14 protein-coding genes are annotated in these 17,006 nt (G+C 30.1%); all 14 read left to right on the top strand.

The annotated features are described in order from the left end of the window. Positions 1 to 637 precede the first annotated feature (637 nt). The 14 genes from FYJ83_RS18210 (at position 638) to FYJ83_RS18145 (ending at position 16,934) form a co-directional block, all read left to right on the top strand. Positions 638 to 2,296: a hypothetical protein gene (locus FYJ83_RS18210; protein ID WP_154442922.1), complete on the top strand. Its 1,659-nt coding sequence runs from the start codon at positions 638 to 640 to the stop codon at positions 2,294 to 2,296. Then, complete coding sequence (locus FYJ83_RS18205) at positions 2,286 to 3,239, top strand: hypothetical protein (RefSeq protein WP_154442921.1); 954 nt, start codon at positions 2,286 to 2,288, stop codon at positions 3,237 to 3,239. Before FYJ83_RS18210 ends, FYJ83_RS18205 begins: the two co-directional genes overlap by 11 nt. Before the next feature lie 48 nt (positions 3,240 to 3,287). Continuing rightward, complete coding sequence (locus tag FYJ83_RS18200) at positions 3,288 to 5,024, top strand: ATP-dependent nuclease (protein ID WP_154442920.1); 1,737 nt, start codon at positions 3,288 to 3,290, stop codon at positions 5,022 to 5,024. After that, positions 5,014 to 6,825: a UvrD-helicase domain-containing protein gene (locus FYJ83_RS18195; RefSeq protein ID WP_154442919.1), complete on the top strand. Its 1,812-nt coding sequence runs from the start codon at positions 5,014 to 5,016 to the stop codon at positions 6,823 to 6,825. Before FYJ83_RS18200 ends, FYJ83_RS18195 begins: the two co-directional genes overlap by 11 nt. 613 nt (positions 6,826 to 7,438) lie before the next feature. Further along, on the top strand, positions 7,439 to 8,188 hold the full coding sequence (locus tag FYJ83_RS18190; RefSeq protein WP_412034785.1) for a MerR family transcriptional regulator: 750 nt from the start codon (positions 7,439 to 7,441) through the stop codon (positions 8,186 to 8,188). A 76-nt stretch (positions 8,189 to 8,264) separates the two neighbouring features. Further along, positions 8,265 to 8,990, top strand: a complete 726-nt coding sequence (locus tag FYJ83_RS18185) for an ABC transporter ATP-binding protein (RefSeq protein WP_154442917.1) — start codon at positions 8,265 to 8,267, stop codon at positions 8,988 to 8,990. Continuing rightward, positions 8,987 to 9,730, top strand: coding sequence for an ABC transporter permease (locus FYJ83_RS18180; protein ID WP_154442916.1), 744 nt, complete (start codon positions 8,987 to 8,989; stop codon positions 9,728 to 9,730). Before FYJ83_RS18185 ends, FYJ83_RS18180 begins: the two co-directional genes overlap by 4 nt. A gap of 294 nt (positions 9,731 to 10,024) precedes the next feature. Continuing rightward, positions 10,025 to 10,204: a Fic family protein gene (locus tag FYJ83_RS18175; protein ID WP_195838059.1), complete on the top strand. Its 180-nt coding sequence runs from the start codon at positions 10,025 to 10,027 to the stop codon at positions 10,202 to 10,204. Then, positions 10,179 to 11,228 carry an alpha/beta fold hydrolase gene (locus tag FYJ83_RS18170; protein ID WP_154442915.1) on the top strand — a complete coding sequence of 350 codons (1,050 nt, stop codon included), beginning with the start codon at positions 10,179 to 10,181 and terminating at the stop codon, positions 11,226 to 11,228. Before FYJ83_RS18175 ends, FYJ83_RS18170 begins: the two co-directional genes overlap by 26 nt. Before the next feature lie 24 nt (positions 11,229 to 11,252). After that, positions 11,253 to 11,777, top strand: a complete 525-nt coding sequence (locus FYJ83_RS18165) for a methionine--tRNA ligase (RefSeq protein ID WP_154442914.1) — start codon at positions 11,253 to 11,255, stop codon at positions 11,775 to 11,777. Between the two features lie 543 nt (positions 11,778 to 12,320). Next, entirely contained in the window at positions 12,321 to 13,340 is a 1,020-nt protein-coding gene (locus FYJ83_RS18160; protein WP_154442913.1) for a hypothetical protein, read from the top strand. Positions 13,341 to 13,756: 416 nt separating this feature from the next. Beyond that, positions 13,757 to 14,338: a GNAT family N-acetyltransferase gene (locus FYJ83_RS18155; RefSeq protein ID WP_154442912.1), complete on the top strand. Its 582-nt coding sequence runs from the start codon at positions 13,757 to 13,759 to the stop codon at positions 14,336 to 14,338. Positions 14,339 to 14,665: 327 nt separating this feature from the next. Next, complete coding sequence (locus tag FYJ83_RS18150; protein WP_154442911.1) at positions 14,666 to 15,355, top strand: hypothetical protein; 690 nt, start codon at positions 14,666 to 14,668, stop codon at positions 15,353 to 15,355. A gap of 16 nt (positions 15,356 to 15,371) precedes the next feature. Further along, positions 15,372 to 16,934 (top strand): antirestriction protein ArdA, encoded by a 1,563-nt coding sequence (locus FYJ83_RS18145; RefSeq protein ID WP_154442910.1) that lies wholly within the window; start codon positions 15,372 to 15,374, stop codon positions 16,932 to 16,934. Positions 16,935 to 17,006: the final 72 nt, after the last annotated feature.

The following is a 17,006-nucleotide window of genomic DNA, read 5'->3' as shown; positions in this document are numbered from 1 at the left end:
CCAAAGTTCTCCTTTCATATTCACACCACCTATTATTTTTTATTCTTTAGGTAGTGTTCCCTCTTTGATTAAGAACTCTGTACTTTTTGATTACCTTTTATCTGTATTTTATCATTGTCCTTTACAAGGTAAATAAGGGTGAGAAACTGGAGATACAGTTTGAATCAGGAATAGTGATGGACCAGATGGTAGACTATTATGACTAGGAATATAAGAGCAGTAACAAGGAAATAGGGGTAGTTACTGCTCTGATAGTAACAAGAATGTGTTAAGACTAAAGTCCTCAGAGGATGCTGAGGATTTTAATGTTGGCATATTTATCAAAAAAATAATTAGAACAACTTGTGATTTGTCAAATTTTAGAATTATTAGTTGAGATATGCTGGAAGATGCTATAAAATAAAGGTAATAATATCAAGGCACGGAACAAGAAATCTTTAAGTAATTTAATTAACTCTAGTTTTAAGAGTATTTGAAGTCATAGATGGTATTAGCAATTTTAGAATATTAAGTTGTTGCATAAGAAATTTAGCCTATGCTTCTACTAACTTGTCTAAAATTAGTAGAAGATATATTTAAATCAGTAATCTGAGTATTAATTTGGATTGTACAAGATAAATGCTAGGAGGCAACTATTATGTTAACAATTGAAGATTATATTGTTTCAAGAAAGAAAAAAGATAAATTGGATGAATTTGATTTTCAGAAGCATTCAGAGAATATGGGAGCAGTTATTCAATATGTAATGGATTATTTTAATGAGTATTTAAATTTAGAAGATTATAGCTATGAGCAAGTAAAGACTCAGCAAGTGATTGATAAATTTAAAGAAGGAATAATTGAAGACTTTCCAACAACTTATGAATTTATAATTTCTTATTACTGGTCAAACAAAAAACGTATAGATAAATTAGTATCTAAGGCATATGAAGAAATTGAAGATGTAGAGCTATTTTATTTGCCGGAAGATGACATAAAGGTTGCAGAGTATATTTGTAAAAAGAAATTAGGAGTTGCTGCAACGGAAGAACTATTAAATAATATAGCAACAATGTCAGAGGAATATAGGCAAACTCAAATGGGAGAACCTAGTATGTCTGATATGAAAGAACTTGACAATGCAATTTCAGACTGGGTAATAGAAGTCTATAGAAAATATAAGGTGGATTTGCTAGATTATGCAAGGGGGATTTCATATAAATTTTATGATAAGTATGTAGATCATGAGTATGATAGGCAGACTGAAACATTTTACTACATCAATAAATATGATTACAGATATCAGGATAATCCTTTCAATATTAATGATATATATAAGAGAAACAGACATCGTGAGTTCATAGATGGACATAAAGGTGAATTGGAAATGCTGATAATGTATTTTTGGTTATTCGAAGATGTTCATGACCAAGAATATTGGCCGGAATATGTAAAACTATGTATTGAAAATAAAAGAGTGAGCTTAGCGAAGAAAAAACGAATACTAAACCCTGTGTTTATTCAAGGCCTGAGCTATCCCTCTGAAATACATTCAAATGTAAAATATATAGAAACTAAGAATGGGATATTAAAAGAAGATCCTGGGCAAAACTATATTCTTTCAATAATATATGAAAAGTCAAATGATGAAATTTGGAAGGACAGAGAGGCATTAGATAATATAATAAAAAACCTTCACTTAAGCTTTAAGCAGTTTGGAGCACCAAGATTATTGGAATTCTTATCCCCTTATCAATCACCTAATTATACGAAAGAAAATTTTTTTGAAAAGTATCAAGTATTTGAGAAGGGGATGAGGCGATATACAAAAATGAAGATAGCTGTTATTAATGGTTATACAAGGAGAACTAAGGATAAAGATTTTTTGTTTTCAACAATTGAGGATATTGTATGCCTAAGAAATACGTGTAAAGAATTAAAGCTACAATTGAAGCTTTCAGTAGATTTTACAGATACAAGTAAAAGAAATAAGATAAAGAAAAATACGGATGATATGATTAATACCCTTGCAGGTATGAGAAATTTTATAATAGGTATCCACATCAATGAAATAGACTCTTGGGGCATTAATAGACACACTTATTATAATGAGAAAAGGCGTGAATATATTAATTCAATGGATTATCCAACAGTATCAACTTTCATGGCTGGTTTAATGACCATTCTTCAAGACAGCAAATCTAGGTACTTTATACCAAATACAGTTAAGGACTCTGAAAAACTAGAGACACTAGTAGATATATTATATCGGGTAGGGTGTTGTTTTGAAAGTGAGGAAATAGAGAATGAAGAATAATGCTCAGAAGATTAATATTGAAAACGAGGAAGAATACTTTAAATGGTGTAAGAGTATAAAGGTAGATGAAAAAATAAATCTATTCAATCCATTGATTAATAAGCATAATAGTGAATTTGAAATTAGAAAAGCAAAGGAGAAAAACAAATTTAAAGATTATTTACCTTTTACTGTTCAATATAGATTGAAATATGAAAGATATCAAGATAAGAGTGTGGTTCTTAATATAGACGTTTCAGATGAGCAGAGGAATAGGGCCTATGGATTCATGCATTGTTTTATAGAAATGGTACAGGCATTAGGAGGAACCGTATTTGTTGACTCTCGAAATAACGATAATACAGTGATTAGTTTTCCTTATGGAACTCTTGAATGCTCACTGGTAGAAAAAAGAGGTAAGTATCGAGATATTAAGTTAAAAGATGCGAAGACTATGAGACCGTTATATGACACAATTAATACTGGTAAATTAATTTTTAAGATTCACACAGTAAAGAGCAGTTCAAAACAACAAGAAGAGATTGTTTTTGATGAGGAAAATCTATCATTAAATAATCAAATTGCAGATATATTTATTGCAATTCGCCCTATTCTAATTGATTTATTTAAGGAAAGCATGGAGATTGAAAAGAAACAGGAAGAAGAATATGAACAAAGAAAGTTAAGGTGGGAAGAAGAGGAAAAAGAAGAAGAGAAGAAAAAACAGAAAGAGAATAAAATTAAGCAGCAATCTATAATTGTAAAACATATTGAAAAATGGGAGCAGTTAAAGTCTATAGAAACATACGTGAATGAGATTAAATCCTATGGAGAAGGACATGCTGATGATGAAGTTAAGGAGCTTATAGAGAAGTATTGTGACCATGTTTTGAATATGTTTGATAAAAATGATTTTTATATAGATATAGCAGAATTTATCAATAAATCCAATTTAATAGATTAGGTCAATTGTGTAATTGTAATAACCAAAAATAATATTGGAGGCGATAGATTGAGAATTAAGAGAATAAGTATTAATAATTATAGAAATCTGGATGGAATATGTATCAATTTTCATCCTATAAATAATTTCATTGTCGGAGAAAACAATTTGGGAAAATCTAATCTTTTAGATTTATTTAATATACTTTATAACTTCAATAGTTTTCGTGTGGAGGATTTTGCCAACATAGATGAACCAATAAGAATTGAAATGACTTTATCTTTGTTTGAAACTGAAAAAGGTTTATTTAATGATTTGTTTGATCCAGAAGAGTCGGATAATATTAATATTATTGCAGTCCAAGATACAGTTGACAGTATAATAATATTTAAACACCTTGAAACAGATACGATTATATCTAATTCACTGATAAAGTGCGTTAATTATATAAACTATAATTCATTGAGGTTACCAAATACTGAATTAAATTTTGATAGAAATAGAGGAGTTGGCAAGTTTTTAGGACATCTAATTTCAAAATATTTAGATAGTCAAGAAACTAGTGATATTGATTTTATAAAGACTGAAGAATTAGATGGATTATTAGATTATATTAATAGAAACTTGATAAAAATTAAGTCATTTAATGACTTTTCAATCCATGCTAATCTAGATAAAGATATTAAAAATTTGCTATCAAAGGTTGTTGTGTTAGCAGACTCTAACAACTTTGATTTAAAAGATGTTGGGTCTGGTATACAGTTCTTATCAATGATCACCCTTACAATATTTGAAAAGATATTGAATATGAATAAAACGAGATTGGAGAAATCTGTAATGCAAAATGAAGATGGAGAAAATTGTATCCCAATTATTCTTGGGTTGGATGAACCGGAAATTCATCTTCATCCTCATATGCAGCGTTCTTTAATAAAAAATCTTATAAGAATTATAGAGAACAAGGATAGTAACTTCAGTGACTTACTAAACACTATTTTTGATATAGACAATGTGATGGGTCAAATAATTGCTACCACACATTCACCAAATATTTTGACGAATGATTATAAAAAGATTATCAGGTTTTACGAAGGCAGTGGACATAAGCTAAACGTAAAAAGTGGAATTGATATTAGAATGGAGGCTGAAATTGAAAAACATCTTCTTGCTCAATTTGCATATATAAAAGAAGCATTCTTTGCTAGAAGTGTAATAATAGTAGAAGGAGATTCTGAATTTAGTAGCATTCCAATATTTGCTGAAAAGCTAGAAATTGATTTTGATTATCTTGGAATTAGTATAATTAAAGCTTCAGGTGCAAACTCAGTAATTCCAATAAAAGATTTATTAGAAAGTTTTGGAATAAAAAGTATAGGAATAATAGATCAGGATAAGTATAAAGAAAGTTACAGAGCTATCGATAATATTTATCATACACTAGGAAAGGATTTTGAGGAAGATATAGTAAACACCTTAATTGATAAGGGAAAAATTGAAGTTTTAAGAGAGATTGTTTGCGAATACGATGTGATGGGCAGCGAAAGAACACTAGAAGAGAATGCATTAAATAAACGTATAAAAAAATATAACCTAGATATTCCTGATGTAATGTGTCCATATAAGATTGCTGATGCTGAAATAAATGATAAAGACATGGCAAAACTTATATATCTAACTTGGTTAGATATAAATAAAACCATTATTTTAGGAAGAATTATCGGTTATTCTCTAGAAAAAGAAGATATTCCAACCGTATACATTGATGCTATAAAAAAGGCAAAGGAGCTGTTGGAGAATGTTGAGTAGCGTTAGCAAACAAAATATAATAGAAAGAATAAAAGACGTTCATAATAATGACGAAAATCAGTTGGAAGTGATATTTTCCAATGCAAACAAATTAATAGTAGAAGCACCAGCAGGATGTGGTAAAACAAAAACTATTATTAGCAAAATAGCTTATATAATTGCTAGTAATGAGTTACCAAACCCTAAGAAAATACTTGCCTTAACCTTTAGTGTCAATGCTGCATATAAAATGAAAAAGGATGTTAGTGAAGAGTTGCCCAAAATGATTGATGTAGATAATGTTCATCCGCTAAAAGTTAATGATAAGGTTTATATTTCAAATTATCATGGTTTTGCAAGACACATTTTAAATCTATATGGATACCTAATACATGAGAATCTAAGAAATATTAATTTTTTTGATTCGGTTGATGATAGTGATATGGAAAAGATTTATCAATTAGGCATAGGATTAAGCTTAGAGCAATCTAGAGAGATATCAGATTTTAATCAAGCGGTAAAAGAAATAAATATAGATTACATAAAATCTAATTTTAATAGTTACATAGAAATCATTAATGAAACTTTTATACCTAACAATATGATTCCATATAATGCAATATTAATTTTAGCTATAGAACTTTTTAAAAAATTTTCTAATGTTAAAAAGTTCTACCAAGGCTACTTTCCAGTAATAATAGTTGATGAATTTCAAGATACCAACATATTAAGTTGGAACTTATTAAAATCCTTAATTTCAGAAAAAACAAATGTAATATTTATGGGAGATTCGTTGCAAAGAATATATGGATTTATTGGTGCTATACCAAATTTAATATCAAGTGCTGAAAATTATTATAAAATGGAAAAAATAGAACTAAATAAGAATTATAGATTTAAAGATAATGCTGAAATGCTAATTTTGGATAAGAACATAAGATCAAATGCAGAAGATATAATGCATCCTAACATAGAAGAAAATGCAAGAATTAATTTGTCAGTAACTAAAAATCAACAAGATGAGGCAAAATGGGTAACTGAAAAAATTATAGAATTAATAAAAAAGGATCCCGAACATAAAATTGCTATTTTAGTAAAACAAAGAAGTATTAATGTGGGAATTATAATTGCTGAATTGGAGAAGCAAAATATTGATTATTTCTTTGGATTGTTTAGAGATGATGATTCTGAATATATTAATTTCCATAGGTTGTGCCTACAAAAATTTAATGAGCATCTAAAAAGTGATGAAGGTAATAGAATATCAAAAAGTATTTTAAACAGAATATATAATAAAGTAGAAGAAAAATTTGAAGGTGAACAAAGTGCCACTACTGAATCTTTACTAAGTCTACTAAAGGTATTTTTCGATAAAATCATTATTGAATATAGTTTTTTAGATGTTGAAGATAAAATAAGTTTTATTAAAGACACATTTGAAAATAATGTTTTGAAGCAACATATGGAGAATATAAGCAAAAATGTTATTTTATCAACCATACATGGAGCAAAAGGTTTGGAGTGGTCTTATGTAATTATGCCTGATATGGAGCAATTTGTTTTCCCAAATTATTATGGCCTATGTGGTTCGTGTAAATATAGTTATAGGGAAATATATAATATGGGATGCATATTAAATGAGCCTAAAAGTATAGAGGATAAATTTTTAGAAGAATTAAGTGTATTTTATGTGGGTGTAACCAGAGCAAGAAAGCAAATATTTTTCTCATCAAGTCAAGAAAGAGTGAATAACAATTATGAGATAAAGAAGACATATATAAGCTGTCTTCTAAGTTTACCTGGAATTGAGTATAATATTTGAAGATTATTTATGTTTCAAATAATATATTATTAAGAGCCTTAAGGCTCTTTTATTAATGAAGATAATGAAACAATAGTAAGCCTACTGTGTTTATGGTAATCTAAAATTAGGTCAGTATTTCAAGTTATAATGAGTAAAGCTTTCAACGATAGAATTAATTTTGAAGGTTTTGTTGATTGTAGCTTGATTCTACAATTAATACAAAAAAGTTATTAAGACAAAGAAGGTATTTGTAAAGAGGAAATCATTCCGCTAAGGGGGTAATATCAATTTACGACATCTTTATTGTCACCTCAAGGCATGTGGAGACGGTCTGTTTGATATCGAAAAAATAAAGCACCAAAAGCCTTGAAAATACTAGGTTATATAAAACAAAAGTAAAGCTGTCAACTCGACTTATACCCTCGATATGTGTTCATGGAAACATATCGAGGGTGTTTTTGGGGGATGAATTTATGACTGGAATTAGGTAGGGTTGAGTTGACAGATTAGATGAAATCGTGGGGGTGTGGAGGTAACATGGATTAAACTCCTTTACACTTCAAAGACAAACTATCCATTATAACACCATACTTTTAATCTGTGTTATGCTATATTACGTTCATATTAGGAGGTGCATAATTTGAAAAAATATAAAACTGCTGAAGTTGCGACGATTGTTGGCATACATCCCAATACAGTGCGTTTATATGAAGAATGGGGAATGATTAGCAAACCAGAAAGACAAGAAAATGGATATCGGATATTTACTGATTTGCATATAATGCAAATCAAACTTGCTCGTACTGCATTTCAAATTGAAATACTGCAAAATGGTTTGAGAAAGAAAATTGTTGAAATGGTAAAGACTACTGCAACAGGAGATTATGATAGAGCTATTTTACTTACAGATGAGTATTTGAAACAATTACAACAAGAGCGTCATAATGCAGAAGAAGCCATTCAAGTTGCTCATGATATTTTATCTGGCAGTGAAGATACAAATATGCTTTGCATGAAACGAAAAGAAGTATCAGAATATCTAAATATTTCAATGGATACATTGCGAAATTGGGAAATGAATGGATTAATACAAGTCAAAAGGAGACAAAATGGCTATCGTGTTTATACAAATGATGATATAAAAAGATTAAAAATTATCCGTTCACTAAGATGTGCAAACTATTCCCTTGAATCAATTTTGCGTATGTTGCAACAGTTATTCCATAATTCCAATACCGATATACGAGCAGCTTTAAATACCCCAAAATCAAATGATGATATTATTTCTGTTTGCGACATATTAATATTATCGTTAACTGCTGCTGAAGATAATGCAAGGAAAATAATTGAAATGCTATATGAAATGAAAAATTTATTTTAATTATAAGCCTCCATTTTACCACCAATGTTTTGATCGGTGGTATTCTTTTATTTGATAAAAATAAGGAGGCGATGAAATGGAGAAAGTAATTAAAGTTGATCAGTTGTCAAAAACATATGGCAATCTGCTTGCAGTGGATAATATAAGTTTATCCGTAAAACGTGGTACGGTTTTTGGCTTGCTGGGAGCAAATGGTGCAGGTAAGAGTACGACAATCGAATGTATTTTGGGAACAAAGCAAGCTGATAAAGGGCAAGTTTCCATTCTAGGCTACAATCCACAAAAAGATAGGCGCAAGCTTTTTCAAAAAGTAGGTGTTCAGTTTCAAGAGTGTGATTATCAGCCAGAAATTAAAGTTTCAGAGTTATGTGAAGAAACCGCTTGTCTATACAAAACTCCTGCGGATTGGAGGGAACTCTGCAGTCAATTCGGCATCGGAAACAAAATAAAAAATGCTGTAAAAAGTCTCTCTGGCGGTGAACGACAAAGATTGTTCATTGTTCTTGCCTTAATTCCAAATCCAGAGATTGTATTTCTTGATGAATTGACCACAGGACTTGATGCAAAAGCGCGTCGTGATGTTTGGAAGATTTTATCTGATCTAAAAAAGAAAGGCTTAAGTATTTTCTTAACTTCTCATTTCATGGATGAAGTGGAAGTACTATGTGACGAGATATGTATTTTGAAAAAAGGTAAAGTTGTGTTCTATGGAACAGTGGAAGAATCAAAGGTAGTAAGTGGCAGTAAAAAGTTTGAGGATGCGTATCTGATATTATCTGATGAGGAGGTTGATAGAGAATGAAATCTTTTTTAACACTATTAAAAAATGAATTGAAGCTTAACATCAGAAATATGAATATGGTTATTTTTGCTGTCATCATGCCGTTGATTGTTCTGGTGATTCTTGGATTTTTGAATGGTACAAAGCCTGCTGCTTATGGAGTGGAATATACATTTATGGAACAATCATTCGGTGCTCTTTGTACGATTTCAATCTGTGCAGGAGGTCTGATGGGGTTACCCCTTGTTGTATCTGAATATCAAGAGCGTAAAATTTTGAAACGCTTTCAGGTTACACCTGTTAGTCCTATAAAGCTTCTAGCTGTTGAACTTACTATTTATATGATTTATTGTTTAGTATCTATGATTACCTTGATTCTTGTGGCGATGATATTTTGGAAAGTAACAATACATGGTTCATGGTTAGCATTTTTAGGCAGCTGGCTGCTTACTATGATATCTACTTTAAGTATTGGAATGATGATAGGCGGTATTGCAAAAAATTCGAAGAGTGCAAGCGTCATTGCTTGCTTATTGTATTTTCCAATGTTAATTTTCTCCGGAACAACACTTCCTTTTGAAGTCATGCCCGAGGTTATTCAAAAAATAGTAAGAGTATTTCCTATGACACAAGGTATTCAGTTGATGAAAGCAACTTTCCTCGGACTTACAGTAGATAATATAAAACTACCTGTTATTGTTATGGGGACAGTAACCATGCTGTGCGCAGGAATTTCTATAAAATATTTCAAATGGGAGTAGTAAGCAAAAATCAAAATGACATCAGTTCTATTAACTCAAGCCATGTTGAAAGTATTGTTAGGCTTGAAAAGCAATAAAACATAGTAATACCAATAGTTTGACAGGTTACAAGACATTGAATGTGCAGATGACATTCAATGTCTTTTTTGTACTTGGGAACATATCCATAATAAAAATTTGAGGATTATTGTGATGGAAGATGGATTATATCTAAGGATATGTAGAATAGAGAAATATATGTTTATTTGATAAAAGCTGTATGATACAATATTTATAATTAGAAAACAAGTAAAATTGAAGTTTGTAGTAGAATTTGCAGCCCTTCTTCATAAAAAGTTTGTATTTATACATCCTTTTAAGGATGGAAATGATGGAGATAATCTAATTCAAGGTTATTATTACAATCCTAATTTCCTAATTAACCTTGGAAATATTAAGGAGATTATAGATGAAACTAATAAAAAAAGTTTTTAAGCTAACTATGGTTATTCTAGTAATATTCTTATTACTTGTATTATTAATACCATCTAGAACACCACAGAATGAAGGAAATAACAGTATTGCATCAATTCAAAAAGTAGAAATAGGTGGAATAGAGCAATATATAATGATAAGAGGTAGAGATATTAATAATCCAATACTTCTTTTTTTACATGGAGGTCCAGGATACTCACAAATCTCATATGCAAGAAAATATCAAGAGGAACTAGAGGATAACTTTATTGTTGTTAATTGGGATCAAAGAGGATCTGGAATGTCATTTTCTTTTAATATCCCTAAAGAAACGATGAACAGAGAACAGTTTATAGAAGACGGTAAAGAACTGATAGACTATCTATGTAGAAAGTATAACAAAGAAAAAATATATTTAGTTGGTCATTCTTGGGGAAGTGAATTAGGCTTATATATCATAGATCGGTATCCGGAAAAAATCACAGCATTTATAAGTATTGGGCAAGTAGTAAATGGGATTGATAATGAAGTGGTTTCTTATGACTATGTTGTAGAGATGGCTCAAAAAGAGAATAATGAGAAAGCATTAGAAGATTTAGAGAAAATCGGACGACCTCCTTACAAAAAAAAAGTTAGAGATAGGGCGACTCAAAGAAAATGGCTTGGCAAATATGGAGGCGTGGAAAGAAAAGTTAATACATTAAAAGATATCATTCTTTCAAGTTTTTTTTCTCCAGAGTATACAGGGATTGATGGATTAAAATTTGCTCTGGGCAATAAATTTACCGCAGATACCATGTGGGGGCATAATAATGACCTAGATTTCATGAGGGATTTGCCTGAAGTGAAAGTACCTATTTACTTTTGTGTAGGTAGATATGATTATAATACCCCTTCTATTTTAGTAGAACATTATTATAATAATATTATCGCTCCTAAAAAAGAAATCATATGGTTTGAAGAATCGGCACATTTCCCTCACTTTGAGGAACCTGAGAAATTTGCTCAATTAGCGATACAGATAAAAGAAAATAATGAAAAATAATCGTTACCACTGTATTTTAGTATTATGGTCTGTAGAAACAATAGTGAACTACTAGGTGTCTATGGAAATTTAGTTAACAGAACTTTAGTATTTGCAAAAAAATATTATGATAGTAGAATACCAAAGGGTGAAATAGAGCCACACATTAAAGTAGAGATTGAACTATTATATAAAAAGGTTGGCGAATTTATTGAAAAAGGAAATCTAAAGATAGCTATAGATGAAATTTTTGATTTTGTGAGAAGTATTAATAAATACTTTGATGAAAAAACTCCTTGGATTACCATAAATGCAGATAAGGATCAGTGTGCAAATACCATTTATAATTGTTTAATAGCTATAATAAATATAGCAAATTTATTGCATCCCTTTTTACTTTTCTCATCAGCTAAAGTGAAGAGTTGGCTAAATTGTGATGTAAAAACTTGGGAATATACTAATCTAGAAATAGGATATAAAATAGAGGGTTTTGATATTTTATTTGAGAGATTGGATAAGGAAATAATAAGGGATGAATTAAGTAAGTTAGGAAGTAATTATTCTGATTAGTTAGCTTTATCCTATCACTAATTAATCCTTTACTATAAAATCTAAATATGCTTAAAACCACAAATGCATTGAGATATAAAATCTTGATGCATTTATAACAACTTTCCTATGTACTATAGAAATTAAGAGTGGTATTATCAATGTATACCACTATCCATTTGATTTTTACAAAGAATAGAGAATCATCTTCTTGTGCTAGGTAAGGCAAGTCCATAGATGGATAAAGAGAGATAAACTTAAGTTGGTATCGGTGAATTGAATGCCAGAGTTAAAAAAGGATTACTTGGTGAAAAGAAGTAGCATAGCAAATTTCTTTAATCAATTTACAAAAAGTAATAATAAAAATATTCCTCTTTTGCCGAATAGGAAGAAACAATGATAATAAAAAAGACTTCTAACATTAGAAAGAATTGTTAGAGGTATTGATGAGTAACATGACTGAAATAGGGGGAGATATTCTATGAATGATTGATTTACAGTTAAATAATGCTATGTAAGAGGTAAGGAGTAAATAAAAATAAATATCTGTTTTGGAGGAATAACATGAATAAAGCCATTGAATTTTTATTAGATAATGCTTGTCCGTCCATAAGATATAGGCTAAAAAAAGAAATTCTACGTGACATGGATTCATATGAAGAAGAAGCATTGCAAAGTAAAATATTAGAGGATAAACTAATTCAGGAATTTTTAGCAAGACAAAATCCCGATGGTTGGATAGATGAGGATTTCCATAGTGAGAAAGGAATTGAAACAGCAATAAGATTATTATCAGAAAAAGGTGTATTATCAAAAGGATTTCCAATGCAAAAAATGCTTAATGAATTAGAAAGAAGAGAGGATACATTTGATAAAGGATGTCTATTTAATGTAGGCGAGGTATTAGATGAAAAAGGATTTGGAGGTTCAAAGCTAATTAGAGCAACTATTTTTGCTTATGCAGGTGTAGAAGATAAAGAGTTTATCCAAGATCAAATACAATCTGCAATAGATAAATTTGAGTTTGTGCTTTCTATAGACAGAATAGAAGATATTACTGAGGAGTATAAAAACAAATTAATTTTTAAAGATGAAGTAAAGTGGCCAAGTATATATGATCTTAGGCTTCTTGCTTTTACAAAAACATGGAGAAGTAAAGAAAACGAAAAAATAATTATTTCGTCAATACGTCAATTAATAAGGTTATCACCTATTCCTGATATACTTGTATTAAAAGGACATCAATTGATTGCACCAGCTTCATTTTGTATGCATGATTTTTGTCCAGATATGAGCACTTTTAAAGATAAGGATTGGATGATATGGTTTCATAGAATGGAATTACTATCTAGACTTGGAATAGTGAAATATATAGAAGAATTAAAGAATCAAGTTGATTTTCTCATTAATATTTTATATAAAGATGACGGAATATTCAAAAAAAGATTAAGTCACTATTATTTCACAAAGTGGGGTACTTATATTGGTTTAGCATTGGAAAAAGACTGGAGGACAGAAAAAAGACGTATGTGTGATTTGACATTTAGAAGCTTATTAATATTGCATTATTTAGAAATACAATAAAATATTATATAATTTATCAGCAGTCAAGATCAAAAGACATCATTATTGACCTCTCAAGGCACGTGGAGAGTATAATTCTGATGACGTATTGTGGTTAGGGGGAAAAATGATAGGGTTCGACCACAACATATAGTGGTTTAAGGACGAAAAATGGGTCAAAAATCGGTGAAAAAACACCGTTTTTTGGCCCTTAAAAATAGGGCATTTGACAGATGACATTAGATAAACAGAGATATATGAAGAGTAAATGGTTAAATTTGGTTGATATTATGGTAGGTGAATTATATACTATAGATGAACATTAGTAGTTGTTTGTGTAACATGAATTCAATCAGATAAATAGGAATTTTCAGGGATAAACATAATAAATTGAAGGTATAGTAAAGTAAATTAATATTTTGAAAAGGAGATAGATTATGACTTATGACATAAAGGAATTGAGTCCGGAATTAACAAAAGATTACCTAGATTTTTTTGATAATCGAGCATTTTCTGACGGCAATCCCAATGGACCGTGTTATTGCACATCACCAAATATGGATAAGGTGACTGAAAAAAAAATGGTGAGTGAGTTCGGGAATGATATCAAAGGAACCATTCGCAGATATGCTGTAGAAATGTTAAACGAAGGCAGGATTCATGGCTATCTAGCTTTTGATGAAGATGTTTCTATTGGTTGGTGCAATGCTGCGGATATGGACAGCTATTCGGCATTTGTGCCAGATTTTGCTCGCCAAAATAAATGCGGAAAAACATATTCTGTCGTATGTTTCGAAATAGCTCCAGAATATCGTGGTAAAGGCATTGCAACTGCATTTCTTGAACGTATTTGCATTGATGCAAAAGCTCGAGGATATGCAGCAGTTGAGGGATATGCAAAGTTGTACAACGACCATGTGTACTACGATTATAATGGTCCAATCAGACTATATGAAAAAGTAGGATTTACTGAAGTGAAAAGGCAAGATAAACAAGTAATAATGCGTAAAATATTATGAATAGATAGTTTTGATAAAATATGGGACTAGATATTTGTATGGAAACATTAGCAGTATATTTAACCAAACAAATTCCAATTTATCGGGTTTAAAATAAGCATAAAATTATTTTTATCTATGACACATCATTTATATTATGTGCAACTAACAATTAAGAAATAACGATTATAGAGATTTAAGATGGAAATCATAGATGTATTAGATTGTGAAAGATTCTAATACATTTATTTTTATATAAAGAAAATTAAATAATAAAATAAAAATGGAGAAGTTTTATAAACTTCTCCATTTTTTTATGTCCAAAAATAAAAGAGAGGAATGAGAACAATGTCAAAATTATTTATGTATGGTACATCACTAGAGGGAATAGAGCAGCTAATGGTTATGATTCCAAATTTCCAACCAAGGAGAAGTGGCATAGTGATTAACAACTATTTTAATTGTGAGGGGGTTGTAGGAGATTGTAATTGTAATGTGATTAATATTAGTAATAGATGCAATGATTGGGGATACATCCATTCTAGTATTCTATCTAATTTTGATAAGGTGGGATACAAAAAATTAATAAAAGAATGCTTTGGAAAAATAAAAAATTATTCATTTAAGAATAGGCTAAAACTTCTTGCAAATAGCTTTAAAGGAGAAATATTTTTAAATAATGTTCATAAGGAAAGGTTCTATAGTGTGATTTACGAACAAGATTTTGATATATATGATATATCTCCAAGATACATTGCAGTCATATTCCTTTTGACCTCTGATGAAACTTTATGGAGTCTACAAGAGCATACAGTAAAACCAAATGAATTTGATTTTAATAAGTGTAACCTTAAACAAATTAGTACAGATGGCTATGCCGTATATCAAATGGCTAAAACCATATGGACAGGAAAAGAAAGCATTGAGATTAGTGAAATAGCTGATGTAGATTTAATTGATGATAAGGTCTTTAAGGCTATTATTAATGCCTCATTAATCACAAGGTATGGTACAGATGTATTTCTAATTACAAAGTAGAATGGAGGGATAGATCTTGAACATTACGATTAAAAAACTGAATAGAGAAAATGAAAAGACTAAAACCATATGGTTTCCTATTGAAGAAGAAAACTTAGATAAAATATGCAGTGAGCTTGGAATAGAAATGACTACAGAATCAAATTGCTATATTGAAAATAGTATGGATAGAAACTTTCTAAGGATACTGCATAATAAAAACTGTAATATAGATGAGCTAAACTATTTAATGAAAAGGCTAGATGGATTTAGTCAAAAGGAGATAGAAAGATTCTATGCTGCATCCTTTGCAGAAAACCCTAAGACAATGACAGAATTAATAAATCTAAGTTTTAATCTGCATTGCTATAGTCTTGTATCTGAATTTGATAATCTAGAAGCTATAGGAAAAGACCTATATCTAACAGAGAGGCAAGCAGTATCAACAAAAGAATTAGATGAACTTGACGGTGAATCATATGCAATGGATGTAATAAAAAACAATCCTAGTTCTATAATCACACCTTATGGTGTTCTATATAAAAACAGTAATGAGCCAGAGCAAGTATATAATGGGGAGCAGTTCCCACCATATGAGTGGAAGGACACTATGGCGACAGTTGAATTAAAAGTAAAGGGCGGGAGTGAATTTATATATATACCTTGTTCTGATGTTGAAATTACTAAGGCACTGATGAGATTAGGAACACCTTACCTAGATGACTGCAAAGTTACTATCGATAGCTATAACATTCCTGACAGAATCTTAAATATTATCCCTGATGATCTAACATCATTAAATAAAATAGATACTTTAAATAATCTAGCAGATAAACTAAAAGAAATGAGAAGTGATATAAGATATTTTGAAAGGCTTATGGACTATGTAAATCCACAAACTGTTGATGAAGTATTTTCTCTAGCAGACTCCATGTATGAATTTGAATTATTCGATGGAATAAAAGACATTGAAAGCTATGGAAGATATATGATATGTGAATCAGGGCATTTTGAATATGATCATAATTTAGAAGAATATATTGATTTTAAAAAATACGGTATAGAGAAATCAAATAATGAATTAGGTTCATTCTCAGACAAGGGATATATTATCTATCACGGATATAATCAAAAGCTTGCCAGTTTATTGTTTGAAAATCTTGGCATAATGGTTCCAGAAGAAAGAGAATTAAAGACATTAAAATTATATATGCCCTTAACTATTACAACCTATGATATACAAAATGATTATGGTTACAGAGAAACCTTAGATGAACCAATGGAATTAGGAAACTTTGAAATAGTTGATTATATAGATGAGATCCTTGAAGCTATAGAAAGAGACACTCTTTCAGGAGAAGAACAAAGAGGCTTGATGAAATACTACGATGGACATGACAGTGTTAATGGAAAGGTAGCTAAATATGAATTTTCTGTTGAGATGGTAGATGCTGAATTAATGGGTGTAGCAATACTAGCACTAAATGATGATTTAACATCGTCAGAACTTGAGAAGATTAAGGGTGAAATAATCGATCAGGTTGCAGATGGCTATGTGCCCAAAAATAATATGGGACGAAGTTATATAGAAATGGTGTAAATCCGCATAATCTTCCATTAACTTCGTCCCATATTTTAAAATAGAATCAAACTAACTTTGCCAATTTTTCCA

Origin of the sequence: Tissierella pigra, assembly GCF_009695605.1 — a bacterium.
Lineage (GTDB): Bacteria > Bacillota > Clostridia > Tissierellales > Tissierellaceae > Tissierella > Tissierella pigra.
The sequence above is the reverse complement of the archived record's forward strand: the minus strand, read 5'-3'. Positions and strand labels throughout refer to the sequence as shown.

What these genes read in the sequence shown, in the direction of transcription:
- FYJ83_RS18210 (WP_154442922.1), top strand. Translation starts at nt 638, where the DNA reads ATGTTAACAATTGAAGATTATATTGTTTCAAGAAAGAAAAAAGATAAA.
- FYJ83_RS18205 (WP_154442921.1), top strand. Translation starts at nt 2,286, where the DNA reads ATGAAGAATAATGCTCAGAAGATTAATATTGAAAACGAGGAAGAATAC.
- FYJ83_RS18195 (WP_154442919.1), top strand. Translation starts at nt 5,014, where the DNA reads ATGTTGAGTAGCGTTAGCAAACAAAATATAATAGAAAGAATAAAAGAC.
- FYJ83_RS18185 (WP_154442917.1), top strand. Translation starts at nt 8,265, where the DNA reads ATGGAGAAAGTAATTAAAGTTGATCAGTTGTCAAAAACATATGGCAAT.
- FYJ83_RS18180 (WP_154442916.1), top strand. Translation starts at nt 8,987, where the DNA reads ATGAAATCTTTTTTAACACTATTAAAAAATGAATTGAAGCTTAACATC.
- FYJ83_RS18170 (WP_154442915.1), top strand. Translation starts at nt 10,179, where the DNA reads ATGAAACTAATAAAAAAAGTTTTTAAGCTAACTATGGTTATTCTAGTA.
- FYJ83_RS18165 (WP_154442914.1), top strand. Translation starts at nt 11,253, where the DNA reads ATGGTCTGTAGAAACAATAGTGAACTACTAGGTGTCTATGGAAATTTA.
- FYJ83_RS18160 (WP_154442913.1), top strand. Translation starts at nt 12,321, where the DNA reads ATGAATAAAGCCATTGAATTTTTATTAGATAATGCTTGTCCGTCCATA.
- FYJ83_RS18155 (WP_154442912.1), top strand. Translation starts at nt 13,757, where the DNA reads ATGACTTATGACATAAAGGAATTGAGTCCGGAATTAACAAAAGATTAC.
- FYJ83_RS18150 (WP_154442911.1), top strand. Translation starts at nt 14,666, where the DNA reads ATGTCAAAATTATTTATGTATGGTACATCACTAGAGGGAATAGAGCAG.